Annotated in this window: 26 protein-coding genes and 2 pseudogenes; 10 read left to right on the forward strand and 18 right to left on the reverse strand. The window is 65.8% G+C overall.

Going from position 1 to position 25971, the window contains the following annotated elements; translation table 11 throughout:
• Positions 1-19: 19 nt before the first annotated feature.
• The 6 genes from ACGI6K_RS13820 to ACGI6K_RS13845 are packed head-to-tail and all read left to right on the forward strand — an operon-like array spanning position 20 to position 6767.
• A complete protein-coding gene (locus ACGI6K_RS13820) occupies positions 20-979 on the forward strand; it encodes an AAA family ATPase (protein ID WP_376946253.1) in 960 nt (319 codons plus the stop codon).
• Positions 980-1918, forward strand: a complete 939-nt coding sequence (locus ACGI6K_RS13825) for a DUF58 domain-containing protein (RefSeq protein WP_376946255.1) — start codon at positions 980-982, stop codon at positions 1916-1918. It abuts the gene before it with no gap.
• Positions 1915-2415, forward strand: a complete 501-nt coding sequence (locus ACGI6K_RS13830; protein WP_376946257.1) for a DUF4381 domain-containing protein — start codon at positions 1915-1917, stop codon at positions 2413-2415. The genes ACGI6K_RS13825 and ACGI6K_RS13830 overlap by 4 nt, the downstream gene beginning before the upstream one ends.
• The gene (locus ACGI6K_RS13835) at positions 2408-3409 is read left to right on the forward strand and encodes a vWA domain-containing protein (protein ID WP_376946259.1); all 1002 of its coding nucleotides are present in this window, start codon (positions 2408-2410) and stop codon (positions 3407-3409) included. The genes ACGI6K_RS13830 and ACGI6K_RS13835 overlap by 8 nt, the downstream gene beginning before the upstream one ends.
• The gene (locus tag ACGI6K_RS13840) at positions 3406-5136 is read left to right on the forward strand and encodes a VWA domain-containing protein (RefSeq protein WP_376946261.1); all 1731 of its coding nucleotides are present in this window, start codon (positions 3406-3408) and stop codon (positions 5134-5136) included. The genes ACGI6K_RS13835 and ACGI6K_RS13840 overlap by 4 nt, the downstream gene beginning before the upstream one ends.
• Positions 5133-6767: a BatD family protein gene (locus ACGI6K_RS13845; RefSeq protein WP_376946263.1), complete on the forward strand. Its 1635-nt coding sequence runs from the start codon at positions 5133-5135 to the stop codon at positions 6765-6767. The genes ACGI6K_RS13840 and ACGI6K_RS13845 overlap by 4 nt, the downstream gene beginning before the upstream one ends.
• A gap of 563 nt (positions 6768-7330) precedes the next feature.
• Here ACGI6K_RS13845 and ACGI6K_RS13850 read toward each other — a convergent pair.
• Complete coding sequence (locus tag ACGI6K_RS13850) at positions 7331-7723, reverse strand: IS200/IS605 family accessory protein TnpB-related protein (RefSeq protein ID WP_376946265.1); 393 nt, start codon at positions 7721-7723, stop codon at positions 7331-7333.
• On the opposite strand from ACGI6K_RS13850, the gene tnpA reads away from it, so the two are divergent.
• Entirely contained in the window at positions 7718-7966 is a 249-nt protein-coding gene (tnpA, locus tag ACGI6K_RS13855) for an IS200/IS605 family transposase (RefSeq protein ID WP_376946267.1), read from the forward strand. The genes ACGI6K_RS13850 and tnpA overlap by 6 nt on opposite strands.
• A 313-nt stretch (positions 7967-8279) precedes the next feature.
• Here the strand turns inward: tnpA and ACGI6K_RS13860 are convergent, their stop codons facing one another.
• From ACGI6K_RS13860 to ACGI6K_RS13870, 3 genes are all read right to left on the reverse strand, one after another.
• Entirely contained in the window at positions 8280-8408 is a 129-nt protein-coding gene (locus ACGI6K_RS13860; RefSeq protein ID WP_376946269.1) for a hypothetical protein, read from the reverse strand.
• Between the two features lie 148 nt (positions 8409-8556).
• Positions 8557-9006 (reverse strand): DUF2442 domain-containing protein, encoded by a 450-nt coding sequence (locus ACGI6K_RS13865; RefSeq protein WP_376946271.1) that lies wholly within the window; start codon positions 9004-9006, stop codon positions 8557-8559.
• A complete protein-coding gene (locus ACGI6K_RS13870; protein WP_376946273.1) occupies positions 9003-9233 on the reverse strand; it encodes a DUF4160 domain-containing protein in 231 nt (76 codons plus the stop codon). Before ACGI6K_RS13870 ends, ACGI6K_RS13865 begins: the two co-directional genes overlap by 4 nt.
• A 9-nt stretch (positions 9234-9242) precedes the next feature.
• Between ACGI6K_RS13870 and ACGI6K_RS13875 the strand changes: the two genes are divergently transcribed.
• The gene (locus ACGI6K_RS13875; protein WP_376946275.1) at positions 9243-9593 is read left to right on the forward strand and encodes a DUF3144 domain-containing protein; all 351 of its coding nucleotides are present in this window, start codon (positions 9243-9245) and stop codon (positions 9591-9593) included.
• 89 nt (positions 9594-9682) lie between these two features.
• Here the strand turns inward: ACGI6K_RS13875 and ACGI6K_RS13880 are convergent, their stop codons facing one another.
• The 13 genes and pseudogenes from ACGI6K_RS13880 to ACGI6K_RS13940 form a co-directional block, all read right to left on the reverse strand.
• Complete coding sequence (locus ACGI6K_RS13880) at positions 9683-11179, reverse strand: acetyl-CoA hydrolase/transferase family protein (RefSeq protein WP_376946277.1); 1497 nt, start codon at positions 11177-11179, stop codon at positions 9683-9685.
• Between the two features lie 179 nt (positions 11180-11358).
• Positions 11359-14016 carry an aminopeptidase N gene (pepN, locus tag ACGI6K_RS13885; protein WP_376946279.1) on the reverse strand — a complete coding sequence of 886 codons (2658 nt, stop codon included), beginning with the start codon at positions 14014-14016 and terminating at the stop codon, positions 11359-11361.
• A gap of 74 nt (positions 14017-14090) precedes the next feature.
• On the reverse strand, positions 14091-14918 hold the full coding sequence (locus ACGI6K_RS13890) for a DUF2797 domain-containing protein (RefSeq protein WP_376946281.1): 828 nt from the start codon (positions 14916-14918) through the stop codon (positions 14091-14093).
• Positions 14918-15181: a YeaC family protein gene (locus tag ACGI6K_RS13895; protein ID WP_376946283.1), complete on the reverse strand. Its 264-nt coding sequence runs from the start codon at positions 15179-15181 to the stop codon at positions 14918-14920. Before ACGI6K_RS13895 ends, ACGI6K_RS13890 begins: the two co-directional genes overlap by 1 nt.
• 213 nt (positions 15182-15394) lie before the next feature.
• Positions 15395-16068 (reverse strand): annotated as a pseudogene (locus ACGI6K_RS13900) (ABC transporter ATP-binding protein); the annotation flags it as partial.
• Positions 16069-16342: 274 nt separating this feature from the next.
• Positions 16343-16558, reverse strand: a complete 216-nt coding sequence (locus ACGI6K_RS13905; RefSeq protein ID WP_376946329.1) for a SlyX family protein — start codon at positions 16556-16558, stop codon at positions 16343-16345.
• Positions 16555-16980, reverse strand: a complete 426-nt coding sequence (locus ACGI6K_RS13910; RefSeq protein ID WP_376946285.1) for an HIT family protein — start codon at positions 16978-16980, stop codon at positions 16555-16557. Before ACGI6K_RS13910 ends, ACGI6K_RS13905 begins: the two co-directional genes overlap by 4 nt.
• 403 nt (positions 16981-17383) lie before the next feature.
• On the reverse strand, positions 17384-18802 hold the full coding sequence (locus ACGI6K_RS13915) for an ATP-binding protein (protein WP_376946287.1): 1419 nt from the start codon (positions 18800-18802) through the stop codon (positions 17384-17386).
• A complete protein-coding gene (locus ACGI6K_RS13920; protein WP_376946289.1) occupies positions 18802-19461 on the reverse strand; it encodes a response regulator in 660 nt (219 codons plus the stop codon). Before ACGI6K_RS13920 ends, ACGI6K_RS13915 begins: the two co-directional genes overlap by 1 nt.
• Before the next feature lie 137 nt (positions 19462-19598).
• A complete protein-coding gene (locus tag ACGI6K_RS13925) occupies positions 19599-20390 on the reverse strand; it encodes an SDR family oxidoreductase (RefSeq protein ID WP_376946291.1) in 792 nt (263 codons plus the stop codon).
• A 10-nt stretch (positions 20391-20400) separates the two neighbouring features.
• A complete protein-coding gene (locus ACGI6K_RS13930; protein WP_376946293.1) occupies positions 20401-21054 on the reverse strand; it encodes a TenA family transcriptional regulator in 654 nt (217 codons plus the stop codon).
• A 10-nt stretch (positions 21055-21064) separates the two neighbouring features.
• A complete protein-coding gene (locus ACGI6K_RS13935; protein WP_376946295.1) occupies positions 21065-22525 on the reverse strand; it encodes an AMP-binding protein in 1461 nt (486 codons plus the stop codon).
• Positions 22509-23195, reverse strand: coding sequence for a thermostable hemolysin (locus ACGI6K_RS13940; RefSeq protein ID WP_376946297.1), 687 nt, complete (start codon positions 23193-23195; stop codon positions 22509-22511). Before ACGI6K_RS13940 ends, ACGI6K_RS13935 begins: the two co-directional genes overlap by 17 nt.
• A gap of 416 nt (positions 23196-23611) precedes the next feature.
• Between ACGI6K_RS13940 and ACGI6K_RS13945 the strand changes: the two are divergent.
• Positions 23612-23884: pseudogene (locus tag ACGI6K_RS13945) on the forward strand (ParA family protein); the annotation flags it as partial.
• A gap of 47 nt (positions 23885-23931) precedes the next feature.
• Here ACGI6K_RS13945 and ACGI6K_RS13950 read toward each other — a convergent pair.
• Positions 23932-24786 (reverse strand): CAP domain-containing protein, encoded by an 855-nt coding sequence (locus ACGI6K_RS13950; protein WP_376946299.1) that lies wholly within the window; start codon positions 24784-24786, stop codon positions 23932-23934.
• A gap of 340 nt (positions 24787-25126) precedes the next feature.
• On the opposite strand from ACGI6K_RS13950, the gene ACGI6K_RS13955 reads away from it, so the two are divergent.
• The gene (locus ACGI6K_RS13955) at positions 25127-25870 is read left to right on the forward strand and encodes a hypothetical protein (protein WP_376946301.1); all 744 of its coding nucleotides are present in this window, start codon (positions 25127-25129) and stop codon (positions 25868-25870) included.
• Positions 25871-25971: the final 101 nt, after the last annotated feature.

Genomic DNA, 25971 nt, shown 5'->3' on the forward strand with positions numbered 1-25971 from the left:
TTCGTTGCGGAAGTTAGAGATGGATCATCGAGAAGCGCTAGTGGCATTGCGGCAATACCTGGACGGACAGATCCTCGGCCAGGAAAAGCTGATCGACCGCCTGCTCGTCGCCCTGCTCGCCGACGGCCACCTACTGGTCGAAGGCGCTCCCGGCTTGGCCAAGACCAAGGCGATCAAGGACCTGGCCGAGGGTATCGAGGCGGAATTCCATCGCATCCAGTTCACCCCCGACCTGCTGCCGGCGGACATCACCGGGACCGAGATCTACCGTCCGGAAACCGGGAGCTTCGTCTTCCAGCAGGGGCCGATCTTCCACAATCTGGTACTGGCCGACGAGATCAACCGCGCCCCGGCCAAGGTCCAGTCGGCGCTGCTCGAGGCCATGGCCGAGCGCCAGGTGTCCATCGGCCGGCGCACCTACGAGCTGTCGCCGCTGTTCCTGGTGATGGCCACGCAAAACCCGATCGAGCAGGAAGGCACCTACCCGCTGCCCGAAGCCCAGCTCGACCGCTTCCTCATGCACGTGAAGATCGGCTTTCCGGACGCCGCGGTGGAACGCAAGATCCTCCAGCAGGCCCGCGGCGAAGCGCTCCACGGCGAGAGCAGGCCCGAGCACCGGCTCAGCCAGCAGGCGATCTTCGCCGCGCGCAAGGAGATCCTCGGCCTGTACATGGCCGACGCGGTGGAGGAATACCTGGTGCAATTGGTGATGGCCTCGCGCACGCCGGCGCGCTTCGACGCCGAACTAGGCGAATGGCTGGCCTACGGCGCCAGCCCGCGCGGCTCCATCGCCCTCGACCGCTGCGCGCGCGCCCATGCCTGGCTGGCCGGGCGCGACTTCGTCAGCCCGGAAGACATCCAGACGGTGCTGTTCGACGTGCTGCGCCACCGCCTGATCCTCTCCTTCGAGGCCGAGGCCGCCGGGGTCGACCAGGACCGGGCGATCCAGCGCATCCTCGACGTGGTGGCGGTGGCCTGAATGCACACGCTGGCGGCGGCGGACGGTATCCGGGTCGGCCTGGGCGAGCTGATCGAGATCCGCCATCGGGCGCGCGAACTGCAACTGTTCTCCAGCGCGGCACGCCGCAACGCGCTGCTCGGGGCGCACCACTCGCGGCTGCGCGGGCGCGGCGTGGACTTCGACCAAGTGCGCGTCTACCAGGCCGGCGACGACGTGCGCAACATCGACTGGCGGGTCACCGCGCGCACCCAGGAGCCGCACACCAAGCTGTTCCACGAAGAGCGCGAGCGGCCGATCTTCATCCTCGTCGAGCAGAGCCGGCAACTGTTTTTTGGCTCCTCGCGGCTGTTCAAGTCGGTACTCGCCGCCCAGGCCGCGGCGCTAATCGGCTGGGCCGCCCTGGAACACAACGACCGGGTCGGCGGGCTGGTGTTCGGCAGCAGCGCGCCCCACGAGATCAAGCCGCGGCGCAGCAAGCAGAGCCTGCTGCGACTGCTCAACCGCCTGGTGCGCGCCAACCACGCCCTGCACGGCGAACTGCCGGACGAGCCAGACGGCTTCGGCCAGGCCCTGCGCCGCACCCGCGAGGTGCTGCGTCCGGGCAGCCTAGTGGTGGTGCTGTGCGACGAGCGGGCGCTGTCGGATACCGCCGAGCGCCAGTTGCTGCTGCTCGGCCGGCACAGCGAACTGCTGCTGCTGCCGCTCTCCGACCCCCTCGATCACGCCCTGCCCGCCGCCGGCCTGCTGCGCTTTTCCCAGAACGGCGCACAACTGGAGCTGGACACCCACGACAGTGGGCTGCGCCAGGCCTACCGAAGCCTCGGCCAGGCGCGCCAGGCGCGCTGGGAACGCCTCGCCGAACGCCTCGGCAGTCTGCTGCTGCCGCTCAGCACGCAATTCGAACTGATCGAGCAGTTGCGCGAGCGCCTACGGCCGCGACCGGTATGGCGGCCATGAACCCGCTCGACCAGTTGCTGCCGCCGATTCCCCCGCCGGCCATTCCCTGGTGGCCGCCGGCCCCCGGCTGGTGGCTGCTGGCGCTGGTCGCCCTCGCCTCGCTCGCCGTCTTCTGCTGGCTGCAGTGGCGGCGCCCGCGGCTACCTGGCGTGGAACCGGTGGCGGCGGCGCAAAAGATCCTCGATCCGCTGCGCATCGCCGCCCTGGAGGAACTGGCGCAATTGAGCAAGCCCTACGGCATGCCCGCCGGCCCCTGGCTGCAGCAGCTCAACGCGCTGCTCAAGCGCCTCTGCCGCGCCCACTACCCGGACAACCACAGCCACACCCTGAGCGGTCGCGCCTGGCTGGCCTATCTCGACAGCCGCTGCCCGGCCGCCGGCCTGACCCGCTGGATGATCCTGGTGGAGGGCAGCTACCGCGCCGAGTGCCGGCTCGACGACAAGGCCATCGATGGGCTCTACCAGGCCGTGGAAATCTGGATCCGCCGGCATGTTTGAATTCGCCTGGCCCTGGGTCTTCCTGCTCGCCCCGCTGCCCTGGCTGCTGCGCCTCGTGCTGCCACCGGCCGACAGCGGCGAGACGGCGCTGCGGGTGAGCTTCCTCGGCGAGCTGGAAAGCCTCAGTGGCCGCCGCGCCCGCCTGCGCCTGCCGGGCTGGCGGCAGCAGGCGCCGTTTATCCTGCTCTGGCTGCTGCTGCTCGGCGCCGCCGCGCGCCCCGAATGGGTCGGCGAACCCCAGCCGCTACCCGCCAGCGGCCGCGATCTGCTGCTGGCGGTAGACGTTTCCGGCTCCATGGAATACGCCGACATGTACTGGCAGGGCGAGAGCGTCGGCCGCCTGGAGCTGGTCAAGCACCTGCTCGGCCAATTCATCGAGGACCGCCGGGGCGACCGCGTCGGGCTGATCCTGTTCGGCAGCCAGGCCTACCTGCAGGCGCCGCTGACCTTCGATCGCCGGACCGTGCGCACCTGGCTGGAGGAGGCCGCGATCGGCATCGCCGGCAAGGACACCGCCATCGGCGACGCCATCGGCTTGGGCCTCAAGCGCCTGCGCCAGCGCCCGGCGCAGAGCCGCGTGCTGATCCTGGTCACCGACGGCGCCAACACTGCCGGCGAGATCGCTCCGTCGGTCGCCGCCCACCTAGCCGCCACGGAAGGGGTACGCATCCACACCATCGGCATCGGCGCCGATCCCCAACAGGACGGACCGCTCGGCCTGATCGGCCTGACACCGGGACTGGATCTCGACGAGCCGACCCTGCGCGCCATCGCCGAAGAGACTGGCGGCAGCTACTTCCGCGCCCGCAGCAGCGAAGAACTGCGCGCCATCGAGGAAACCCTCGCGCGCCTGGAGCCGGTTGCCCAGCTACCGACCCAGGCGCGCCCGGCCCGCCCGCTGTATCCCTGGCCGCTGGCCACGGCACTGTTGCTCGGCCTGCTACCGGTGGCCCGCAGCCTCTGGCCGCCGCGCTCGCGAGGAACGCGCCGATGAATATCCTCTGGCCGCATTGGCTGCGCCCCGACTGGTTGCTCCTGCTGCCCCTGCTCGCCTGGCTGCTCTGGCGGTTGTGGCGCCGCGAACGGCGCGCCGGACACTGGGAACTGCTGCTGCCGCCGGCCTTTCACCAAGCCCTGCTCGGCGCGCGTAGCGGACGCGGTAGCCGCCTGCCATGGATTGCGCTCGGGCTCGGCTGGCTGCTCGTCCTGCTGGCCCTGCTCGGGCCGAGCTGGCAGCGCATCGAACAAAGCTCCCTGAAGCGCACCGATCCGCTGGTGGTACTGCTCGAACTGACTCCGAGCATGCTCGCCGGCGACGTCACCCCGAACCGCCTGGCGCTGGCCCGGCACAAGCTGCTCGACCTGCTCGAGGCACGCCAGGAGGCGCAGACCGCGGTGGTCGTCTACGCCGGCAGCGCGCACACCCTGGTGCCACTGTCCGACGACTTGGAAACCACCCGCAACCTGCTGGACGCCCTCGCCCCGTCGCTCATGCCGGTCGCCGGGCAGCGCGCCGACCTCGCCGTGGCCCGCGGCCTGGCCCTGCTCGAACAGGGCGCTCAGGGCCGAGGCCAGTTGTTGCTGATCGGCAGCGAACTGGACGAACGGGAACGCCGGGGCATCGCCCAGGCGCTCGGCGACGACGGCGAGCGCCTCGCCATCCTCGGCGTCGGCAGCCCTGACGGCGCACCCATCGCCCTGGAGGACGGCAGCTTCCTCAAGGACGAACAGGGCGCGATCCTCCTCGCCCGGCTGGACAGCGGCGGACTCGCGCGCTTCGCCGACAGCCTCGGTGGGCGCTACCAGAGCGCCAGCCTGGACGACCGCGACCTGCAACGACTTGGCCTGCTCCAGGGGCGACTGCTGCGCGAGGGCGACCAGACGACACGCCTGGATGCCTGGGCCGACCAGGGCCACTGGCTGCTACTGCCGCTGCTCCTGCTGGCCGCTTGCGCCGGCCGGCGCGGCTGGCTGCTCGCCCTGCCCCTGCTGTTCGTCCTGCCCCGGCCCGGCCAGGCCTTCGAGCTCACCGATCTGTGGCTGCGCCCCGACCAGCAGGGCCGCATTCTGCTCCAGGCCGGCCGGCCGGGCGAGGCCGCGCGGCGCTTCGAAGACAGCCAATGGCAGGGCCTGGCCCTCTACCAGGCCGGCGACTACGCCGCCGCCGCCGAGCGCTTCGCCCAGGGCCAGGGGGCCGCCGCCCACTACAACCGTGGTAACGCCCTGGCTCGGGCCGGCGAACTGGAGGCCGCGCTGGACGCCTACGAGCGCGCCCTGGAACTGCAGCCGGCGCTGGAAGCGGCGCAGCACAACAAGGCGCTGGTCGAGGCGCTGCTGCGCCAGCGGCAAACGCGTCAGCCCGACGCCGATGGCAGTACCGAGCGGCAGCAGACCCCGCCGAACCAGGACAGCCCGTCCGGCCAGGCCGGGCAGAACGATACCCGGGCGGACACGACGGCCCCTCAGGCCGCAGCGGAGGCAGCCCCGGACGAGACGACGGCGCAGCCGGGCACGCCCGGCTCGCTGTCGGCCGAGGAGCAGACCGCGGGCGATACGGCGCCGGGTCCCGCCGCGGCCGCCGGAGCTGTGTCCGCGCCCGTCACCGAAGAACGTCGCCAGGCCCTGGAACAATGGCTGCGGCAAATCCCGGACAATCCAGGAGAATTGCTGCGGCGCAAATTCTGGTACGAACAGCAACAGCACCGGGAAACCAGCCCATGAATCGCCTGCTCCGCGCCTTCCTGCTCTGCCTGCTGGCCTGGACGGCCCAGGGCGAGGAACTCACTGCCCGGGTCGACCGCACTCACCTCGACGCCGGCGAAACCCTCGAACTGACCCTGGAAAGCACCGACCCGGCGCCCCCCGGCAAGCCGGACCTGGGGCCTCTCGAAGCGCATTTCGAGGTACTCGGCACCCGCCAGGTCAACCGCCCGGGCAGCACGGGCGGCGAATCGCCCGGAACCATCCAGTGGCTCGTCACGCTGCAACCCAGGCATCCTGGCCAATTGACGATACCGCCCCTACGCCTGGGCGATCGCCAGACTCGGGCGATCGTCCTGCACGTGCGCGAAAGCGAGGTGGACAGCGATCCGGCCAGGCTGGCGCCGGTGTTCATCGACGCCAGCCTGGACCAGGAAAGCACCTACGTGCAGGCCCAGGTCGTGCTCACCCTGCGCATCTACCACTCGGTGTCGCTCTACGACGACAGTAGCCTGAGCCCGCTGCAAATGGCCGATGCCCGCATCGAAGCGCTCGGGGTGCCGCGCACTTACGAGACCAGCGTCAACGGCGTGCGTCACGGAGTGATCGAGATGCGCTACGCGGTCTTTCCCCAACGCAGCGGCCAGTTGCTGATCCCTGCCCAGGCCTTCACCGCCACCGAAGTCAGCCGCCTCCCGGACCGCGACGGCCTGCTGCCCTTCGGCCCGCACAGCGGCCGGCAGATCCGCGTCGAGTCGCCGGCGATCCATCTGACCGTCAAAGCCAAACCAGCCGAATATCCGGCCGATGCCCCCTGGCTGCCGGCCCGCAGCCTCGTGCTGAGCGAGAGCTGGAGCCCGGCGCCGGAACAGGCGCGGGCCGGCGAATCGCTGACCCGCCACCTGACCCTCAGGGCCGACGGACTGAGCGGCGCTCAGTTGCCACCGCTCGCCGGCCCGCCGGTCGAGGGCCTGCGCCGCTACCCGGAGCAGCCGCAACTGGCTAGCCAGGCCGGCGAGCGCGGCCTGATCGGCAGCCGCGAGGAACGCGAGGCCCTGGTGCCGACCCGCGACGGCCGCATCGAACTGCCGGCACAGGAAGTGCTATGGTGGAACACCGCCCACGACCGCCTGGAGCACACCCGGCTACCGGCGCGTACCTTGATGGTCGCGAAGAATCCGATGCTGGCCGAGGAGCAGCCACAACCCAGCGCCGCCCTTAGCCCTCCGCCATGGCAGGCACTCTGGGCCTGGCAACTGGCCAGTTCCCTGCTGTTCTGTACCACCCTGCTCGGCTTCACCCTCTGGTGGCGCGCGCGCCGCCAGCCGGCGGTCCTGCGCAGCGCCGCCGGCTGGCCGAACCCGCGCCTGCTCGACGATTTGCACCGCGCTTGCCAGGCCAACGACACCCAGGCGACCCGCCAGGCCCTCGACGCCTGGGCCCGTCAGCAACCGGAAACCCTGGCGGCGATGGCGGCGCGTTTCGTGCCATTGTCGGACGCGCTCGACGGCCTGAACGGCGCGCTCTACAGCGAAAGCGGCCAGCGCTGGCAAGGCGAGGATCTCTGGCAGGCGATCCGCGATCTGCCGCCAGCCCAGGACGTGGACACGGCCCGCGAACGCAGCCAGTTGCCGCCGCTCTATCCGCGCTGAGGAAAGCGCGCGGGGCGGGCACACGCCGGACAGGGTGCAGGAACAGAATCGGCGGGGCTCGCCCGCCCACCGGCCAGATTCGGTGGACCGCCGGGCGGATGTGTGCAGGCGGCATGCACGGTTCGCTCCCCACATTCCAAGGGGCAGAAGGAGCGTGGGAATCCATTCGACTGCCCCGTAGGAGAGGGTTCATCCGCAACCGCTGCCGACCGGGTTTGCCGGCTGGGTCCACCTGCCCCGCCTCCCGACATGCCATTTACCAGCCCGACCGCATATGGCGCATCCACCGAACCGCCGGACTTGCCCGATATTTGCATGCCCAAATGGGGACGCTGCCGGATTGCCCGGCAGTGGCATCGTCAGCGCTCACTTATTTACACAAAGGTTCATAAATGTCAGACGGTGAATGCTCCCCCTCATCATGCAGTGCATTGATAAGAGGCTTCCTGCTCCTGCAGCCAGAGCGTTGAGAACGTGACCGGCATTCCCGGTTTGCCAAAGGAGCTTCTGTCCTCTGGCAACTGCCCGTCCTCGCGGCCGGTCAGCTTGAGTTTCCAGGCCCACTAGCGGGCCACGATGTTGTAGCTGGCGTTGAGGTCACAGTTGTACCGCTTGCCACTGGCGAACGTTGCCAGCTCGTACCGTTTCGGATCGCGCTTGAGCTGGCCTGAGCCGTCGAACGCCCAGGACGAAGTACCTCGTGCGTAGACGCACTCGACGCGACCTCCCCGCTCGGCAATCTTCGCTTCGGTCAACTGCGCCAGCCGGCGATGCAGCCAGCCGTGAAAGCGCTGGCGTAGAGAGCTGCGCTTCACGCCGGCCCTGAGCCGCCAGCCTTTCAAGTGCTCCAGCACAATCACGTCCGCCTCGTACTCCAGGGCGAACGCCACCAGGCGCCTGGAAATGATCTGGGCGATCCGCTCGTTGATGTGGCGCACCTTGCGGTACATGTGCATCTACTGTTCGAGATCCATCCCACGGTCAGGCTGTCGGATCTGGTGAAGAACATAAAGTCAGTGTCGGCCCGTCACATGCGTAACGAGTTCGCCCGCGAGCTGGCGCCGTACTACTGGAAGCCGTATTTCTGGAACAACGCCTACGCGCTGATCAGCGTGGGTGGACGAGCCAGCCTCGCAACGCTGCTGCGCTACATCGAGAACCAGGACGACCCGAGAAAGTTAGGGCAGCCGCTCGACTAGCGCATGACGCTGAAGCGTTCATGCGTAGGAGGCGCGGCAGTCCTGCTCAAGCCGTTTGATGACCTCTGTACTTCATTAAGTCTCTTTCGCCGTCTTGATGGTGTGTATAGCACACACCAAAGATAGGGAAGGCGATAGTACTATGCATACTACACACACTTAATTAAGGTCTTTTTACGCCTGTCGCCTACATCTTCTTCCACTCCCATTGCACCGCCCGCTGTGCCGCCTTGCTCGTGTAGAGCGGCGTCAGCCGCTTGGGCTTGATCTGGTCGCCTTGGGTGACCTTGACCTGCTTCCCAGTTGCGTCCCGCTACCAGGCCAGCACCCCGGTGTAGTCGCCGACCTCCTCCGCCAAGTCGAGTACTTCATCGCCGTCCGGCAGCTTGGACTCCAGCTTCAGGCTAATGGTGTAGGCGTCGGCCGTGAAGCTGTGCGCCATATGCGAGCCCAGCCAAGTGATGGCGTCGATCTCGTCCTTGATGCCGGTCAGGCTGTAGGTCAGCTCGGGGATCAGGTCCGGCCGGCCCCCCTGGTCAGCATATAACTGAAGGTAGACCTCGGCCCAGGGCCGGGGTTTTCGTTCATGGTCAAGCGGCTCTGTGCTGCTCGACTTCCCAGCCCAGCAGGGCCAGGGCCACGGTGCGCGGTACCGGCTTGGCACCGCTGCGGTAGTAGGCGAGCATGCGGCGGCTCAGCCCCAGGGCCTCGGCGGCGCCATCGAGGCTCAACTTGTGTCGGGCCATCCAGTTCCAGATCAGTTCGTGCGAGTAGCCGCCGGCTTGTTCCACGGCGCGGGCGCGCAGGTTGTCGGCGGCCAGCTCCAGGGCGTCATCGTCGCTCCAGACCACACTGCCGCCCCATTCGCCGACTGCCGCGCTGGCGAACACCGCTGGATCGGTCAGGGGGGCCAGGATGGGATGACGTTCGATGGTGTCGGCCAAGTCGACCGTCAGTCGTGCACCGTCGGCGTAGTCCAAGTGCAGGGTGGAAGGCGCCACGACCTCGACGCCGGTTAGGGTGAAATGGCGGTTGCTCATGGATTCAGTTCCTCCCATTTGGCACTCAGCAGCGCTTGATTCTCGGTGGCCCAGGCCAAGGCTGCCGCCAGCTCGCGGCGGGCGATGCGACCGGACAGCACGGACAGAGTGGCGATTTCTACCAGGGTTTCGCGGCCGTCCTGCATGCGTACGTGGAAGTGTGGCGGCAGGTAGTCCCCCGCATAGAGGGTGATGGTGCAGGTCGGTAGGCGTTTGATCGTTGGCATGGGCGCAGTATGAGTGCAATGGTTGCATGGTGCAAAGATTGCACTTTGCTGGGGCGGCAAGCTCAAGACAATATGGTGATTTTCGACCTGGCCGACGAGTTCACTGATTTGGCCAACCGCCTTTTCAAGGAGAAACACAAAGGGCTGGGACATGTCAGCACAGCTCTACGCTATGCCGCTGCCCGCGTCAGCTCCTATGAGGCTTCCTGTCTGTTCCAGGACTTGGCCGCGGAAGGGGACAGGCTGCAGAAGTGGTACACCAACCAATTCAACGACATGCTCGACGAAAACATGAGGGAGCATATCGATCGCCTCGGGCAGAAACTCATCATCGAGATGGGCGGCGACAACAAGTACTGAACGCAAATACGTCGGAAGTCTTTCCGGCATACAAATAAAAACCGCAGCCCGGCGGCCGCGGTTTTCAGGGTCGAGCGAGCCTCGGGCGATCAGCCCTTGGACAACATGTTGCCGCGCTCTTCCAGGTTGATGTGCCACTCCAGGGCTTCGCGCAGGATATGCGGGGTCTGACCGCCCTTGGCGCAGGCGCGCTCGAAGTAGTCGTTCAGCGCAAAGCGATAGTCCGGGTGCACGCAATTGTCGATGATGGCGCGGGCGCGCTCGCGCGGCGCCAGACCGCGCAGGTCGGCCAGACCAATCTCAGTGACCAGGATATCCGTGTCATGGCCGGTATGGTCGACGTGACTGACCATCGGCACCACGCTGGAAATGGCCCCGCCCTTGGCGGTGGACTTGGTCACGAACACGGCGAGTTGCGCATTGCGGGCGAAGTCGCCGGAGCCGCCGATGCCGTTCATCATCTTGCTGCCGCTTACATGGGTGGAGTTCACGTTGCCGTAGATGTCGAATTCCAATGCGGTGTTGATGCTGATGGTGCCGAGGCGACGGACGATTTCCGGCAGGTTGGAGATTTCCTGTGGACGCAGCACCAGCTTGTCCTTGTACTTGGCGACATTGCCGAAGACGCGCTCGGCGCAGGGAGCCGATATGGTGATGGAGCTGCCCGAGGCGAACTTCAGCTTGCCGGCATCCAACAGTTCAAAGGTGGAGTCCTGCAGCACTTCCGAGTACTGGACCAGATCGGTGAAAGGCGACTTGACTAGACCGCTGGTCACCGCGTTGGCGATGGTGCCGATACCTACCTGCAGGGGGCGCAGGCTGTTGGGCAGACGACCGGCATCCACTTCCTTCTTGAGGAACTCGATCAGGTGGTCGGCGATGGCCTGGGTTTCGCTGTCCGCCGGCAGGGCGTTGGACGGCGAGTCGGACAGGTCGCTGAAAACGATGGCGACGATCTTCGAGGGATCGACTTCGATGGCGGTGGTGCCGATGCGGTCATCGGGCTTCAGCAGGTTGACCGGGGTACGGTTGGGGCGCTCTTCCTGGAGGTAGATATCGTGCAACCCTTCCAGCTCGGGGCTGAGGGTGGTGTTGATCTCGACGATCACCTGCTTGGCGAACTGTACGAAGTTGGCCGAGTTGCCCACGGAGGTAGTCGGAACGATGTGGCCTTTCTCGGTGATGGAGACCGCTTCGACCACCGCGATGTCCGGCCGGGCGATCTGGTTGGCGCGCATCTGCTCGACGGTTTCCGAGAGATGCTGGTCGATGAACATCACCTGGCCATCGTTGATGGCCTTGCGCAGGGTATTGTCGGCCTGGAACGGCAGACGGCGGGCCAGGGCTCCGACCTCGGTCAGCTTCTTGTCGATATCGTTGCCGAGGCTCGCCCCCGTCACCAGAGTGATCTTCAGCGGGTCCTTCTTGGCCCGCTCGACCAGGGCCAGCGGTACGGCTTTGGCCTCACCGGCACGGGTGAAACCGCTCATACCGACAGTCATGCCATCCTTTATCAACGCAGCGGCTTCGTCGGCGCTCTTGACTTTTTCGAGTAGGGAGGGCAAACGAATGCGATCAGAATTCATGGGAACTTCCTTGAACCAGAGTTGACGGCCTCCCGAGTCTATCGTTTCGCTGAAATTGCGCTTTCAGACTTAAGTCAATGGTAGATATAAGTCGTATTGACCAAATTCGCAGACGCTCAATGCAAAAGAACAGAGGCGTCTCGCCCTTCCCCCTGCCGAGAAAGGCGGGACGCCGCTGCTCAGGCCAGACTCTTGCTGACCACTTCGTAGACGTCGCAGGACAGTTCGCCGCAAGCGAGGATGCGCTCCAGCTCGGCCCGCATCAGCACCTGGCGGACCGCGTCGTACTTGCGCCAGCGGGTCAGCGGCGCCAGTTGGCGGGCGGCGATCTGCGGATTGAGGGCGTTGAGCATGATCACCTGGTCGGCGAGAAAGCGATAACCCAGGCCGTCGGCACGGTGGAAGTTGACGTGGTTCTGGTTGGCGAAGGCGCCGATCAGTGCACGCACCTTGTTGGGGTTCTTCAGGGTGAAGGCCGGATGCTTCATCAGCGCCTGCACGCGCTCCAGACCGCCCGGCAGCGAACAGCCGGCCTGCACGCTGAACCACTGGTCCATGACCAGCGGATCGTCCTGGAAATAGTCGGCGAACATCGCCAGCGCCTTGGCCTTCTCCGCCTCGAACGGCGAGTTGACCAGCACCGCCAGGGCGGCGAGACGTTCGGTCATGTTGTCGGTCGCCTGGTACTGGTCCTGGCAGGCGGCTAGAACTTCCGGCCTCCCGCTGAGCATCAGGTAGGACAGCGCGATGTTCTGCAGGGCACGGCGGGCGAAGTGCTCGGCCGAGGCGACGTAGGGGCTCTGCCGCGAGACTTCGCGATTGCTCCGGTAGCGCTGCCAGAGCGGCTCGTAGAGGGCGCCGGCGATCTCGCGGCGGGCGAACTCGCGGGCGGCGTGGATGGCCTCGACGTCGGCTACCGCGCTGATCTCGATCAGGTAGGCCTCGCCCGGCAGGGAGAGCATTTCGGCGACCATCGCCGGGTCCAGCCCCTCGTTCTCCAGCACGCTCTTCAGCGCTGCGAGCAGGCGCCGGTCGAGTACCATGGACTCGCCGCGCTGCTGCTGGCCGACCAGTTCCTGCAACACCTGCACGGCGAGCTGCTGACCGGCTTCCCAGCGGTTGAAGCCGTCGGAGTCGTGCTGCATGAGGAACATCAGTTGGTCACGGCCGTAGGGGTAGACCAGCTTGACCGGCGCGGAGAAATTGCGCAGCAGCGACGGCAGCGGCCGTTCGGGCAGGTCGACGAAGGTGAATGCCTGCTCGGCGGCGGTCACCGCCAGCACCCGGCCGCTACCAGCGGCCTCGGCCTCGCCGGTCAGGCGCAGCGGCAGCTCACGGCCCTGGCCGTCGAGCAGCGCCAGCGCCACGGGAATCACAAAGGGTTCCTTGTGCGCCTGGCTGGGGGTCGGCGGGCAACTCTGGCGGAAGGTCAGGGTGTAGGTCCCGGCCTTGGCGTCGTACTGCTCGGCGACCTCCAGGCACGGCGTGCCGGCCTGGGTGTACCAGCGCTTGAACTGGGTCAGGTCGACACCATTGGCGTCCTCCATGGCCTTGACGAAGTCGTCGCAGGTCACCGCCTGACCGTCATGACGCTCGAAATAGAGGTCGCTGCCGCGCCGGAATCCCTCGGCGCCGAGCAGCGTGCGAAGCATGCCGACCACTTCGGAACCCTTCTCGTAGACGGTCAGGGTATAGAAGTTGGAAATCTCCATGTAGGAGTCCGGGCGCACCGAGTGGGCCATGGGACCGGCATCCTCGGCGAACTGGTGGGTGCGCAGGTAGGCGACGTCCTCGATGCGCTTGACCGTGGCGGAATTCATGTCGGCGGAAAAGCCGGCATCGCGAAATACGGTGAAGCCTTCCTTGAGCGACAGTTGGAACCAGTCGCGGCAGGTCACCCGGTTACCCGACCAGTTGTGGAAATACTCGTGGGCGACGATCGCCTCGACCCGCTGGTGGGCGGCGTCGGTAGCAGTCTCGGCCTTGGCCAGCACGGCACCGGAGTTGAAGATGTTGAGCCCCTTGTTCTCCATGGCGCCCATGTTGAAGTCGTTGACCGCGACGATCATGAAGATGTCGAGGTCGTACTCGCGCCCATAGGTTTCCTCGTCCCAGCGCATGGCGCGCTTGAGGCTGTCCATGGCGTGCTGGCACTTGTCGATGTTCTCCGGCTCGACGTAGATGCGCAGGGTCACCCGGCGGCCGCTCAGGGTGGTGAATTCGTCCTCCACGCACCAGAGGTCACCAGCGACCAGGGCGAACAGGTAGGCCGGCTTCCTGAACGGGTCCTCCCAGGTCGCCCAGTGCCGGCCGTTGTCGGTATTGCCGCTGGCCACCGGGTTGCCGTTGGAGAGCAGCACCGGATAACGCTGCTGCTCGGCGCTGAGCGTGGTGGTGAAGCGGCTCATCACGTCCGGGCGGTCGAGGTAGTAGGTGATCTTGCGAAAGCCCTCGGCTTCGCACTGGGTGCAGAACATCTTGCCGGACTTGTAGAGCCCTTCGAGCGCGGTGTTGCTTTCCGGGTGAATGCATACGCGGGTTTCGACGACGAACTCGGCACGTTCGGGCTGCAGGCTCAGGTGGCTGTCGTCCACCTGATATTCGTGGACGCCCAGCTCGCGGCCGTCGAGGGTGACCGCCAAAAGCTCCAGTTGTTGCCCGTCCAGCACCAACGGCGGCAGGCCGGCGCCGCCGGCCGGGTTGCGGCGCATCGCCAGGCGCGCCTCCACCAGAGTGCGGTCCTCGTGCAGCTCGAAGCTCAGGTGAGTCTCGTCGATCAGGTAGTCCGGCGCCTGATAATTTTTGAGGTAAACGGTTTTCGGCTGTTCGGTACGCATCGTTCGGCTCCATCGGTACCCGCCGCCCTCGGCGGGAGCGGGATGGGGTAAGGGGATATAAGGCCGGATTCGGCTCAGATCGAGACGGCCAACTGGTATGCCGTGTACTTGCGGATGTTGATCACGCCGACGTCGAAGATCAGATATTGGCCCTTGATTCCCTTCAGGGTTCCTTCCACCACGGGTGTCTTGTCCAGGTCGAGGCTGACAATCTTCTCGGGATAGCTTTCCACCGGATAGCGGATCTCCACCGGTTCGGCGTCGCTCAGGGGCTGGATCGCCTGCAGGCCGAAACGTGTCCGCAGAGTTTCGAATCCCTCCCGGCAGGTTTCGAAGAGTCGCTCGCGCACGGCCGGCAGATCGACCGGCGCGGCCTCGCCCTTAAGCAGCGCGCGCCAGTTGGTGCGGTCGGCGACCTGACTGCGCAAAAGGTCTTCCACCAGTCCCGACTGCTGGCGGGTGGCGACGCGCAGGATCGGCAGCGCCTGACTGGCACCCTGGTCGAGCCAGCGGGTCGGCACCTGGCTGGCACGGGTAATGCCGACCTTGATGCCGGAGGAGTTGGCCAGGTAGACGACATGCTCGCTCATGCAAAAGCGCTCGCCCCAGGCCGGATCGCGACAGGTGCCCTGGGCGTGGTGGCATTTCTCGGGGCTGACGATGCAGCTGTCGCACTGCGGCAACTTCTTGAAGCAGGGATAGCAGTAGCCCTGGCCGAAGCTCTTGGCGGTCCTGCGCCCGCAATGGCAGCAATGGATGGCGCCCAGGTATTCTAAGCGCAGAGGGCTGCCAAGCAGCGGGTTGACCGGCACCTGCGCCTCGCCCAGACGCAAGGCGTACTGCACCGGGGCGTCGAGGCGCGTCGCCATCTTGTCCAGCGCGCCGCGTGCGAGTTCGGCCATCAGTGCAGGGTATCCGAGGGCTTGAACAGCAGGTTGGGAATCGGCTCGCCGCTCGACTTGCACTTCTGCTCGCCCATGTAGCCGGTGCGCTCCTCCTCCGGCAAGTTCCGGATCTCCCAGGCGATCATCGCCTGCAGGCTCAGTTCCTTTTGCTCCTGGGTCAGCTTGCGGCCATCCGGCCATTTGCCGATTTCCACCGCCAGCTTGAGACTCCGGTAGATCTCCGGGGTGATGTTCTCGATCATTTCTTTGAAGGACGACATGGAAGACTCCTGCGGGATTCTGCCTGCATTCTAACCTAGAGCCGCGCGGGCTGCCGCGTACGGGGCAAACGCATGCAAACTCCCGGCCCGCCCCCGGATCGGGCAAAATCGCGGCAGGGTCTTTCCCGGTCCTTTGCGCGGCTGCGATCGCCCCGCACCCGTTTCCTATGCCTGGCCTCGGGGCAGGTGCCGACGCCCCTCGATGCGCAGGGCTCAGGACGCCTTCGCCAGCCTCTGCCCCGGTATGGCGTCGAGCAGTTCCCGCGTGTAGTCGCTGGCCGGCCGTTCGAAGACTTGGCCGGTCGGCCCCTGCTCCACCCCCGGCCCTTGTTCAGCACCAGCACCCGGTGGGCGATGCTGCCGACCACCGCCAGGTCATGGAAAACCAGCACGTAGGCGACCCCAGCTCGTGCTGCAGTTCGTCGAGCAGGTCGAGGATCTACGCCTGAACCGGGACATCGAGGGCCGAAACCGGCTTGTCGAGCAGCAGCAGTCCGGCTGCAGGGTCAGGGCGTGGGCGATGGCGACGCGCTGGCGCTGGCCGCCGGAGAGTTCGCGCGGCAGGCGGTCGGCAGGCGGACCCGGTCGATCAGCCGGCGCGCGGCCACCTCCAGCTCGCGCCCTTTGGCCAGCCCGAAGAAGACCAGCGGTTCGACGATACTGTCGAAGATGGAGAAGCGCGGGTCGAGGGCAGCGAAGGGATTCTGCTGGACCAGTTGCATGTGCCGGCGTAGCGGGCGGAATTGCCGCCGGCCGAAGCCGGTGACGTCCTCGCCGTCGAACAGCACACGCCCCTGGTCGGGCGTCTCCAGGCCGAGGGCGATGCGCAGGATGGTGCTCTTGCCGGAACTGGACTGGCCGACGATAGCCAGGGTCTGGCCGCGGTACGACAAATCGGCGACAGACTACGACGATAGCTGCCGCTACGCGGCAGGTCGCGGATGAATCCGCTCCGACGAAAAGCAGCCGTCCCGCCAAACCATCGGCGGATTGCACCCACCCCACGACTGCCTCACGGCCAGCCTTCGGCTTGCCGCGCCGTTGACGCGGGTCCGAATGAACCCGCTGCCATAGCAAGAGCACCGAATGTTCGCTGCTGCAAGGGGCGCTCCCGGGTAGGCGCGAATTCATTCGCGACCGGAGCAGGCACAAAGTTTCGGCTTAGTAGTGCGGCGGCGGCGCCCCGTCGTCGTCCACCGAGCCGAACTCATCGATCAGTTCCTTCTGGCGCTTGGCCAAGGCTTCCAACTGCATCTGCAGGCGCTCGACCACCCGCTGCTGGGCGACCAGCACATCGTTCAACGCCTGAATGGTGTCGTCCTGGAAGGCTAGGCGGGTTTCCAGATCGTTGATGCGCGCTTCCAAGTTCATGTTCAGTCCTCCATAAAGTGGAAATCCCCGGTCAGCACCAGACGCAGCTTGTCGCGGATGGCAGCGATCTGCGCGTCCGTGTAGGGCTTCGCCGGATGCCTTCCCCACACCGGCGTCGGCCAGGCGGCGTCGTCGCGCCGACGCACGATGACGTGCATGTGCAGTTGAGCGACCTGGTTGCCCAGGGCAGCCACGTTCATCTTGTCGGCGCCGAAGGTGTCCTTGAGGGTCTCCGCCAGTTCGGTGGTTTCCTGCCAGAAGGCTTGCTGGTCCTCGGCGTCGAGCTGGAACAGCTCGACGACCTCTTCCCTGCGCGGCACCAGGACGAACCAGGGATAGTGGGCATCGTTCATCAGCAGCAGACGGCACAACGGGAAATCACCGATGGGCAGGGTATCCTGTTGCAAACGTGAATCCAGAGCGAACATGACCTTGTCTCCTTGTGCGGATTCCGGGTGGATTTGGGGCCTGTTGACGTTTGGGCGTGAGCCGCGCTGCCGCGTCAAATGCCGCCAGGCCGGGCCGCGTTCGGCAAGGCGCGGGGCGCCGGCAATGGTCATTCCCTTGCCAAGACCCGCAACGCCGCATGGCGGCATTTGCCGCGCAGCCTGGGCGGCCCCACCCGTAGGGACGGGGCCCGTTTGGCGCGGCACGGCGTCGCTCGTCGTTCATTTGGAATGACCAAACTTCTCTCCTCGTTCATTGTTCTGCGCCAAACGGGCCTGCGGCGCGGCCTACGCCCAAACGTCAACAGGCCCTAGCAAGCCGCAGGGTAATCGCCTCGCCCGCTCATCAATGGAAAGGCGGCGGCCCTCCGGCTGGGCAGCATAGCTAACGGGGCAGGCGAACGGAAACCTCTAGTCCGCCGAGGGGCGAAGTGTCCAGGGCAATCTCACCGCCATGCAACTCCACCGCCCGTTGCACGATGGACAGGCCGAGCCCGGCGCCCTGACCTTCTCCGGCACGGAAGAAGCGCTCGAACACCCTCTCGCGCAGCGCCGGCGGAATTCCCGGCCCGCTGTCCTGCACGCGCAGCAGGAGATCGTCCGCATCGGCCTCGAGCAATAACCGGATACAGCCGCCTTGCGGGGTGTACTGCACGGCATTGGCGACCAGGTTCTGCACCAGGATCGCCAAGCTGGGCGCATCGCCGCGCAGCACATGGCCGCCTACGCCGGTGGTTTCCAGGGTCAGCTCCTGCCCCTTGGCCAGCGCCAGCGGCGTCAGTTCGGCCAGTTCGCTGCGCAGGAAGGCGGCCAGGTCGAGACGGGTCATGCGCAATTGCACCGCCACCGGCTCCAGGCGGGCCAGCGCCAGCAACTGCCCGACCACCCGGGTCGCCCGCTCGACGCCCGGCCCCAGTTGACGAAGCGCTTCGGCGCGGTCGACCGGATCGGGCGCCTCGAGGGCGTTCTGCGCATGAATGCGCAGCACCGCCAGCGGCGTGCGCAGCTCGTGGGCGGCGGCGGCAAGCAATTGGCGTTCGCGCTCCAACAACTGGGTGACCTGCAGCAGTAGGCGGTTGAGGGCCGCCACCACCGGCTCCAGCTCCCGCGGCAAGGGAGCCAGCAGCAGCGGCGCCAAGTTGTCCGGGTCGCGCACCCGGATCAGCCTGACCATGCGTTCGAGCGGACGCAGGCCCCAGCCGATCGCCAGCCAGACCAGCAGCGCCAGCAGCGGCAGGCCGAACAGGTCCGGCAACAGGCTGCGCTTGGCGATCTTGTCCGCCAGTTCGCCGCGCACGTCCTCGCGTTCGCCGACCAGAATCCAGCGCTGATCGGCCCGGTCGTGGAGAACGAAGACTCGCCAGCGAAAAGGCTCTAGATCCAGCAGGTGGTAACCGATCAGCCGCTCGTCGGCCAGAGCGTCCGGCACCTGCGTCAGCAAGCTGGAGAGCAGGGTGCGCGGGGCGCTCGCCGAATGCAGGATCAATTCGCCCCGCTCGTCGAATACCTGGAAGGCCAGCTTGCCCTCGTAGCGGTGTCCCAGCAGCAGTGCCGCGTGCCTGCCCGGCAGGGTCTGCATCGCCAGCGCCTCGTCAAGCATGGCTTGCACCTCCTCGCGCTCGCGCTCGAGCATTTCGCGGCCGACCAGCCCGGCGAGCAGGCGGGCGGTCTGCGCCAGTTGCGCATCGAACAATTCCTCGATCTCGTGCTGGGCATCCCTGTAGCTCTTGTAGGAGATCAGCGAGAGGGTGAAGGCCAGCACAGCGAGGACGAGAAACAGGGTGCGGGCGCGGATCGAGCGCATCAGGCCTTGTCCACCATGTAGCCGACGCCGCGCACGGTACGGATCAGTTCGGGAAAGAACTTGCGCCGCAGGTGGTGCACATGCACCTCCAGGGCGTTGCTCTCCACCTCTTTGCTCCAGCCGTAGAGCGCCTGCTGCAGGCGATCGCGGGTCAGTACCCGGCCCGGCTGCGCCAGCAGTTCGTGCAGCAGCAGGAACTCCTTGCGCGCCAGGGCGATGTCCTGCCCCTGGTAACTGACCGCCTGGCTCTGCGGGTCGAGCTGGATGCCACGGTATTCCAGGGCCGACTGCGGGCGGTTGAAGCTGCGCCGCAGCAACGCCCGTAGACGGGCTTTCAGCTCGGCGACGTCGAAGGGCTTGACCAGGTAGTCGTCGGCACCGGCATCCAGCCCGGCGATGCGCTCGCTGGTCGCATCGCGCGCGGTCAGCACCAGCACCGGCAGCGGATTGCCCGCGGCACGCAGGCGGCGGAGCACGTCCAGGCCATCCAGCCTCGGCAGGCCGAGATCGAGCACACAGAGATCGAAGTTCTCGCAACCGAAGGCGTGCAGCGCGCTGGCGCCATCCTGCAGCCAGTCGACCGTATAGCCCTCGGGCTTGAGGGCGGTGCGGATACCCTCGCCTAGCGCCGCATCGTCTTCCACCAGCAAAATACGCATGCTCCACTCCCGCTTTTCCGGGTCACTTCGGCCCGGCGCCCTGCCGGGCGCCGTCCGTTATCGGCAATCTCGCACCCCGGCCGTGCAGGATGAACTGGTTCACAAAATACCTCCAGCCGCTGCGCCAGAGACTTCGCTCAGGACTTGTCGCGGGCGAAACGCTGGATGATCGGCAACTGCTTGCGCAGAGCCTGGTCGACGACCCGCGGCAACAGACTGTTGAGGCGCACGAAGAGCTTTTCCGGCCAGCCCAGGTAAAGTTCCTCCCGCTCGCGCAAGATCACCTCGGCGAGCGCCGCCGCCACCGTCAGCGGGTCGTCCATGGCCACCTTCAGCGCGTCGTTCATCGCCACCACGTTGTCGGTGTTCATTCCCGTATGGGTGGCCCGCGGCGCGACGTAGAGCACCTTGATCTGGGTATCGGCGAGCTCGCGGCGCAGCGCCTCGGAGAAGCCGCGCACGGCGAACTTGCTGGCGCAGTAGGCAGTGAAGCCGGGGTAGCCGAGGGAGCCGAAGGTCGAGCCGACGTTGACCACCAGGGCACGCGTCTGCTGGCGCAACAAGGGCAGCAGGCGATGGGTGAGCTGCAAGGTAGCGGTGACGTTGAGCCCGATCAGTTCGGCGATCCCCTCCTCGTCGTGATCCTCCAGCAGGCTGAAACGGTTGTTACCGGCGGCGTTGACCAAGGTGTTGAGGTCGCCGAAACGCCTGGCCGCGGCCAGTACCGCTTGACGCCCCACAGCTTCGGAGATGTCCGCCTGGACGATTTCCAACTGCGCCGGATAGCGCTGCTGCAGCCTCTGCAGTGGCTCCAGGTGGCGCCCGACCAGCAACAGTCGGGCTCCGCCCTCGCAGAGCCGCACCACCAGCGCTTGGCCGATGCCGCCACTGGCGCCGGTCAGCAATCCTCGACAATCGGACAACTGCATATCTCCCTCCTCAAACGCTCAGCGACAGACTGCGGAACATATCGCCATACAGGCGATAGACCACCTTCGCGGTGTGTATCACCGCGGCCTGGTCCTCGCCCTCCTCCAGACGATTCATCAGCCCCTTGAACAGCTCAATGTGTTCGAGATCCAGGCTGCCGTGCGAGGTCAGGTAGCTGAACGCCTGCGGCGGCAGTTTGAGGGATGCCTGGAGGGCGGTGACGGCGCGACTGGCGACGACGACGCTGGTGCCCTCCAGCACCTGGACCATGCCGAAGAAGCCGACCGGGTTGCCGCGGTTGATGCGGTCGTAGACGTAGCTGACCATCAGTTCGGTGGGCAGATTGGGCGTGGCGCGGCGCACCGCCTCGGCATCGCCGCCGCACGCACGGATGTCGTCGAGAATCCATTCCTGGTGGCCATACTCTTCCTCGATATATTCGCCGATCGCCTCGCGCAGCCATTCCAGCCGCTCGGGTAGGCGCGCCCCGCAGGCCATCAACAGCGGCACGGTGTGCTTGACGTGATGGTAGGCCTGGCCGAGGAACGCCAGATAACCGTCCAGGGCGAGCCGCCCCTGCAACGCTAGCTCGATGAGCGGCGCCGCCAGCAGGTAGTCGCGTTCGGCCACGGTCTGCGCTTGCAGCCTCGTATGGAAATCCATGATGTCTCCTTCAAGGAACGGGGGTGGACAGCACACGTTCGATGGCCGTCCGGTAATGTTCGAACAGAGCCGCCCGGCACAGCCGGCCGTTGGCGGTGGCCAGGCCGTTGGCGACGCCGAACGGCTGCTCGGCACGCAGCCAGCGATGGACGCGGGCATAGTCCGGCAGACCGGCGTTGACCCGCGCCACGGCCTGCGCCAGCGTCTCGTCGTCGATCCCGACCGAGCGCGGCTGCAGCACGGCCACGTTGGCCGGCAGCGCCTCGCCGTGCAGCCAGGCCTGGGCGATCGGCGCCTGCTGGACCAGTTCGGCCTCGACCCATTCCGGGTTGACGTTGCGTCCGAAAGCGGTGACGAACTGGTGCTTCTTGCGTCCGTGCAGGACCAGGAACTCGCCCTCGAAGTGACCGAGATCGCCGGTCCCCAGCCAGTCGCCACGCGGCGCCGGCTCGCCGAGGTAGCCGTGCATTCGCGCGCCGCGGACCTCGACCTCGCCGTCGTCGGCCAGGCGCAGCTCCAGGTGTGGCAGGGGCCGGCCGACACTACCGATGCGCCGCTGACCGGGGGTATTCAGGCAGACCACCGAAGCGCACTCGGACAGCCCGTAGCCCTCGAACACCGGCAGGCCGAGCGCCTCGGCGCGCTCGAGCAACCGCGGCGCGACCCGTCCACCGCCGACCGCGACGAAACGCAGGGAGTCGGCTAGCGGCTGGCCGCTCTCCAGGGCCGTCACCCAGGCCAGCAGCAGTTGCGGCAGGAGGATCAGGCTGCTCGGACGGCTGCGTCGCAGCGTTTCGAGAAAGCGCGGTAAATCGAAGCGACTCGCCCCTTCCAGGCCCAGCCGGGCCATCGGCGCCAACTCGACCAGCGCCCCGCCGAGCAGTTGCGCATGAAGACCGGCAACGTTCTCCAGCAGGACCGCCAGCGGCAGCACGCACAGATGGCGTTCGATCCCGCTCGGCCCGCAGGCCTGCCACAGGCTGGAAGCTACCCGCAGTTGCAGGTCGGCATCCAGGCAGACGCCTTTCGGCCGACCGGTGGTGCCGGAGGTGTAGGTGATCTTCAAAGTTCCCGCCGGCAGTCCGGCAACCCGCGCCTGCCGGCGCTGCGCGACCAGTCCGGCTAGCGGCTCGAAGCCCAAATGCGCATGCCGGGCGGGGTCGCTGGCGATCAGCGTGTCGACGCCGGCGCTGTCCAGTACATGGCGTTGCTGCTCGGCGGAAAAGAAGCCCGGCAGCGGAACGCAGACGACGCCGGCACGCAGCGCCGCCAGATCCCACAGCGCCCATTCGATGCCGTTGTCCAGATCCAGCGCCAGGCGCCGGACGGCAGCCCGACGCAGATAGCCGGCCCGGACATCCACCTCGCCGAGCAACTGGCGATAGCTCAACCGGTACTCGCCTTCCTGCAGGGCTGGTCGCTCGCCATGGGCCGCCAGAGCCTGCCAGAAGGATTCAACCGCAAGCGACATCGGCGATCTCCCGATACAGCGGCCGATAGCCCAGGCGCTGATAGATGCCGGCAGCCCGCAGGCGCCCGTGGGTTTCGGCGACGTCGATCGCCATAATTTGCGGATGGCTATCGTAGTAACGTCCCCAATCGGCCAGTTCCGCCCCCATGCGGGCCGGGTCCGCCGGCCCCAGCTCGACTAGCGGCAGCCCCAGGCGCTGGAAACTGTTCAGCAGGATCGCCGTCCCGGTGAACACGACCCAACGAAATCCTAGGGCACCGACCAGATCGGTCAGAGCGGTGATCAGCACGCGCGCGCCGCCGGGTCCACAGGCAGCGAAATTGCCTACTTCGACGATGTTCCTGCGGACTACCGGCAGTCCCGTGCGCTCGCCGACGACACGCTCGATGGGCGCGTCCAGATAACGTTCGAGAAACAGCTCCCGCACTTCCCTGGCCGGACGTAGGCCGGCGGCCGCCTGTACCTCGCCGTCCTCATCCTCGAAGCCCAGCAGACAGGGCATGAAATGCCGGATGCGCGCCGCGTAATAGTCAGCGAAGCGGGTCCGGATGAAGGTTTCCAGCGCCTGGCGGTGAAGCGAGCCCGGAGAGGGCGTGACCAGGTGCACACTCAGCGTTCGTTGACGCCCGATCAGAGCCAGGGGGCCGTGCCGTTCCCATGACAGCTCCATCTTACAAACCTCGGGGTGGGGAGATTGGAGGCTATTCTCGCGTTTCCACCCTTAACGAAGGCTTAAGGGAGACGGAGAACAGCTAGGGCCTGTTAACACTACTCTCCGCGAGCCGCGTTGCCGTGCCAAATGGTGCCAGGCCGGGCCGCGATCGGTGAGGCGCGGGACGCAGGGAATAGCATTGCCTTGCCAAGTCCCGCAACGACGCATGGGGCCATTTACCACGCAGCCTGGGCGGCCCCACCCGCAGGGACGGGCCTGTTTTTGCGCGGTGCGTCGTTGCTCGTCGTTCGTTTACAATGACCAAACTTCTCTGCTCGCGCCTAACCCCGCGCAAAAACAGGCTCCATCACGGCCTCGCGGAGTAGTGTTAACAGGTCTTAGCCCGAGGGCCCTTAAGCGTGCCGTTCCTCATGATGAAATTCAGGAGGAATAGCTTTGTTCACCATCACCGTAATCCGACCAAGGGTGGCGTCGGAAAATCCACCACCTGTGCCCACCTCGGCGCCCTGCTCGCCGACGCCGGCCTGCGGGTCCTGATGCTGGACCTCGATAGCCAGCCGACCCTCCAGCTACTACCGGCTGACCACCGAGGCCCGCAGCGGCATCTACGAACTGATCGCGCTCAACCCGACCAGATCGTGTCCAGGACCATCATCGACGGACTGGATATCGTAACGGACCTCGATGCACTAGCCGCCAGCGACCTGATCGTCTGCCGCCTGTCGATGTCCGCTCAGGGCGCGCCGAACAACGCCGTCCAGTAGATTCCCGCATCGCTCTTCGGATCGGCGGCGTAGGCCGCGCCCAGTTCGCTGAACCGCGGATTCATCAGATTGGCGCAGTGACCGGGGCTGGCCAGCCAGCCGTCGACCACCTTGCGCGCGTTGTCCATGGCGGCGGCGATGTTCTCGCCAATCAGCCCGCCGGTGTAGCCGGCCAGTTCCGCCCGGTCGCTCGGAGTACGGCCGTCGCGGTCCTTGTGGTCGAAGAAATTGCCGTTGGCCATGGCCCGGCTGTGGCTTTCGGCCGCGCCGCCCAGGACACCGCTCCAGGCCAGCGGTGGCGCCGCAGCGAACCGCTGGCCAGCGCACTGGCGCGGCTGTGCGCGAACAGCGTTGATCTGTTCGAGCAGCTTCTGCCCTTCCGCCTGCCAATCGCCCATGCGCCCGGCCAGCAACGGGCGCGCCAGCACGATGCGCCAGTCGCGTTCCGCGCGGCTTACACCGATATCGACGAACTGGGAGTCCAGCACCACCTGACAGAAGCTCTGCCGCAAGGTCAACATGGCTGCCTGCGCATCGCGCGGCCCGGACAGGCTGATCGCCTGTGCGTTGACCAGCGGATAGGCGGCGAGCCCCAGAGATTCCCGCAGATCCCCACTGCCATCGGTTGGCAGGACCAGCCGCGGATCGTCCGCCAGCGGCGGCAGTTCGCCGGCCGCCCGGCCAGCGCAATTCTGCACCTGTGCCCGGTAGGCGTTGATCGATGCCACCAGTTGCGCCTCTTCGTCGGCTCCGACGGCAGCGACGGCGAGCACCAGACCCAGCGATACAGCGGCAAGCCGCACCACGAATGAAGCAATGCGCATGAAAACCTCCTCGATATGGCTACCTCCATGATGCGCGATTGCAGGCCTTTCGAGCACGCTCGGGGGTTGCTTCGCTCCCACACGAGAGCATGAGAGCGATCAACGCCTTCCGGCGGCATTCGACGCGCCGACGCGCTTCACGCCAAAACGCCGACAGGCCCTCACTTGGCCGTTCGTAGAATCCCGTTGCTCATGCGCCACTTTGTGCTTTCGTTACTTTGTGCTTTCGTTGATGCATGCAGAGGAAAAGCCCGTAATAGCAAATGCATGACAGTGAAATATCAAGGCTGGTTTGGCGAGTGCTTTACACCACTATCGAGTTGGCACGGAGGAGACAGTCATGGAAAACATCAACCAATGCCTGAAAGGATTTCAGGAACAATTGGAGCACCTTCAGAACAATGTGGCGTTGAAAACGCTCCAGGAGCAGATGGAGAACTTTCAGAAGAATGGGGCACTGAAAGCGATCCAGGAGCAGATGGAACACTTACAGAATAACTCGATGCTCAAAACGCTCCAGGAGCAGATAGAGCAACTTCAGAACAATCAGGTACTGAAGGAATTCCAGGAGCAGATGGAAAAATTCCAGAGCAACCCGCTACTGAAGGAGTTTCAAGAGCAGATGGAGCGTTTTCAGAACGACCCAGAGCTGAAAGCGCTTCAGACGCAGATGGAACAGCTTCGAAACCATCCGGTGATGAAGGGATATCAGGAGCAGATGGAGTACTTTCAGAACAATATGGAGCTAAAAACGATCCGCGAACAAATGGAAAAACTTCAAAACAATCCAGTGTTGAAAGCACTCCAAGAGGAGATGCAACACTTGCAAAACAATCCGGCACTGAAATCGCTCCAGGAAGAGATAGAGCAATTTCAGAACACTGCTGCACTGAAAGCGATTCAGGAGGAAATGGAGCATTTCCAAAACAACCCGGCGCTGAAAACGTTCCGGGAACAGATAGAACACCTTCAGAACAATCCGGCGCTGAAAACGATTCAGGAAGAGATGGAGCACTTTCAGAACCATCCAGCGCTGAGAGCGATTCAGGAGCAGATGGAGCAAATTCAGCAAAAACCGGCCTGAGCCGTAGATGGAGCGAGAACTTACCGCTTGCGCAAAAGTACACCACAGTCCCGAGTCTACGCGGCATGGTAGGAGCGATCATTCGAACGTGCCATGAAAAA

This window comes from Azorhizophilus paspali (assembly GCF_043587585.2).
GTDB classification, from domain to species: domain Bacteria; phylum Pseudomonadota; class Gammaproteobacteria; order Pseudomonadales; family Pseudomonadaceae; genus Azotobacter; species Azotobacter paspali.

What these genes read in the sequence shown, in the direction of transcription:
- ACGI6K_RS13835 (WP_376946259.1), top strand. Translation starts at nt 2,408, where the DNA reads ATGTTTGAATTCGCCTGGCCCTGGGTCTTCCTGCTCGCCCCGCTGCCC.
- ACGI6K_RS13920 (WP_376946289.1), bottom strand. Translation starts at nt 19,461, where the DNA reads ATGCGTATTTTGCTGGTGGAAGACGATGCGGCGCTAGGCGAGGGTATC.
- ACGI6K_RS13825 (WP_376946255.1), top strand. Translation starts at nt 980, where the DNA reads ATGCACACGCTGGCGGCGGCGGACGGTATCCGGGTCGGCCTGGGCGAG.
- ACGI6K_RS13915 (WP_376946287.1), bottom strand. Translation starts at nt 18,802, where the DNA reads ATGCGCTCGATCCGCGCCCGCACCCTGTTTCTCGTCCTCGCTGTGCTG.
- ACGI6K_RS13895 (WP_376946283.1), bottom strand. Translation starts at nt 15,181, where the DNA reads ATGTCGTCCTTCAAAGAAATGATCGAGAACATCACCCCGGAGATCTAC.
- ACGI6K_RS13870 (WP_376946273.1), bottom strand. Translation starts at nt 9,233, where the DNA reads ATGCCAACGATCAAACGCCTACCGACCTGCACCATCACCCTCTATGCG.
- ACGI6K_RS13935 (WP_376946295.1), bottom strand. Translation starts at nt 22,525, where the DNA reads ATGTCGCTTGCGGTTGAATCCTTCTGGCAGGCTCTGGCGGCCCATGGC.
- ACGI6K_RS13840 (WP_376946261.1), top strand. Translation starts at nt 3,406, where the DNA reads ATGAATATCCTCTGGCCGCATTGGCTGCGCCCCGACTGGTTGCTCCTG.
- ACGI6K_RS13890 (WP_376946281.1), bottom strand. Translation starts at nt 14,918, where the DNA reads ATGGCCGAACTCGCACGCGGCGCGCTGGACAAGATGGCGACGCGCCTC.
- pepN (WP_376946279.1), bottom strand. Translation starts at nt 14,016, where the DNA reads ATGCGTACCGAACAGCCGAAAACCGTTTACCTCAAAAATTATCAGGCG.
- ACGI6K_RS13820 (WP_376946253.1), top strand. Translation starts at nt 20, where the DNA reads ATGGATCATCGAGAAGCGCTAGTGGCATTGCGGCAATACCTGGACGGA.
- ACGI6K_RS13940 (WP_376946297.1), bottom strand. Translation starts at nt 23,195, where the DNA reads ATGGAGCTGTCATGGGAACGGCACGGCCCCCTGGCTCTGATCGGGCGT.
- ACGI6K_RS13925 (WP_376946291.1), bottom strand. Translation starts at nt 20,390, where the DNA reads ATGCAGTTGTCCGATTGTCGAGGATTGCTGACCGGCGCCAGTGGCGGC.
- ACGI6K_RS13910 (WP_376946285.1), bottom strand. Translation starts at nt 16,980, where the DNA reads ATGTTCGCTCTGGATTCACGTTTGCAACAGGATACCCTGCCCATCGGT.
- ACGI6K_RS13865 (WP_376946271.1), bottom strand. Translation starts at nt 9,006, where the DNA reads ATGAGCAACCGCCATTTCACCCTAACCGGCGTCGAGGTCGTGGCGCCT.
- ACGI6K_RS13845 (WP_376946263.1), top strand. Translation starts at nt 5,133, where the DNA reads ATGAATCGCCTGCTCCGCGCCTTCCTGCTCTGCCTGCTGGCCTGGACG.
- ACGI6K_RS13830 (WP_376946257.1), top strand. Translation starts at nt 1,915, where the DNA reads ATGAACCCGCTCGACCAGTTGCTGCCGCCGATTCCCCCGCCGGCCATT.
- ACGI6K_RS13860 (WP_376946269.1), bottom strand. Translation starts at nt 8,408, where the DNA reads ATGGCGCACAGCTTCACGGCCGACGCCTACACCATTAGCCTGAAGCTG.
- ACGI6K_RS13880 (WP_376946277.1), bottom strand. Translation starts at nt 11,179, where the DNA reads ATGAATTCTGATCGCATTCGTTTGCCCTCCCTACTCGAAAAAGTCAAG.
- ACGI6K_RS13930 (WP_376946293.1), bottom strand. Translation starts at nt 21,054, where the DNA reads ATGGATTTCCATACGAGGCTGCAAGCGCAGACCGTGGCCGAACGCGAC.
- ACGI6K_RS13955 (WP_376946301.1), top strand. Translation starts at nt 25,127, where the DNA reads ATGGAAAACATCAACCAATGCCTGAAAGGATTTCAGGAACAATTGGAG.
- ACGI6K_RS13850 (WP_376946265.1), bottom strand. Translation starts at nt 7,723, where the DNA reads ATGCACATGTACCGCAAGGTGCGCCACATCAACGAGCGGATCGCCCAG.
- ACGI6K_RS13950 (WP_376946299.1), bottom strand. Translation starts at nt 24,786, where the DNA reads ATGCGCATTGCTTCATTCGTGGTGCGGCTTGCCGCTGTATCGCTGGGT.
- ACGI6K_RS13875 (WP_376946275.1), top strand. Translation starts at nt 9,243, where the DNA reads ATGAGTGCAATGGTTGCATGGTGCAAAGATTGCACTTTGCTGGGGCGG.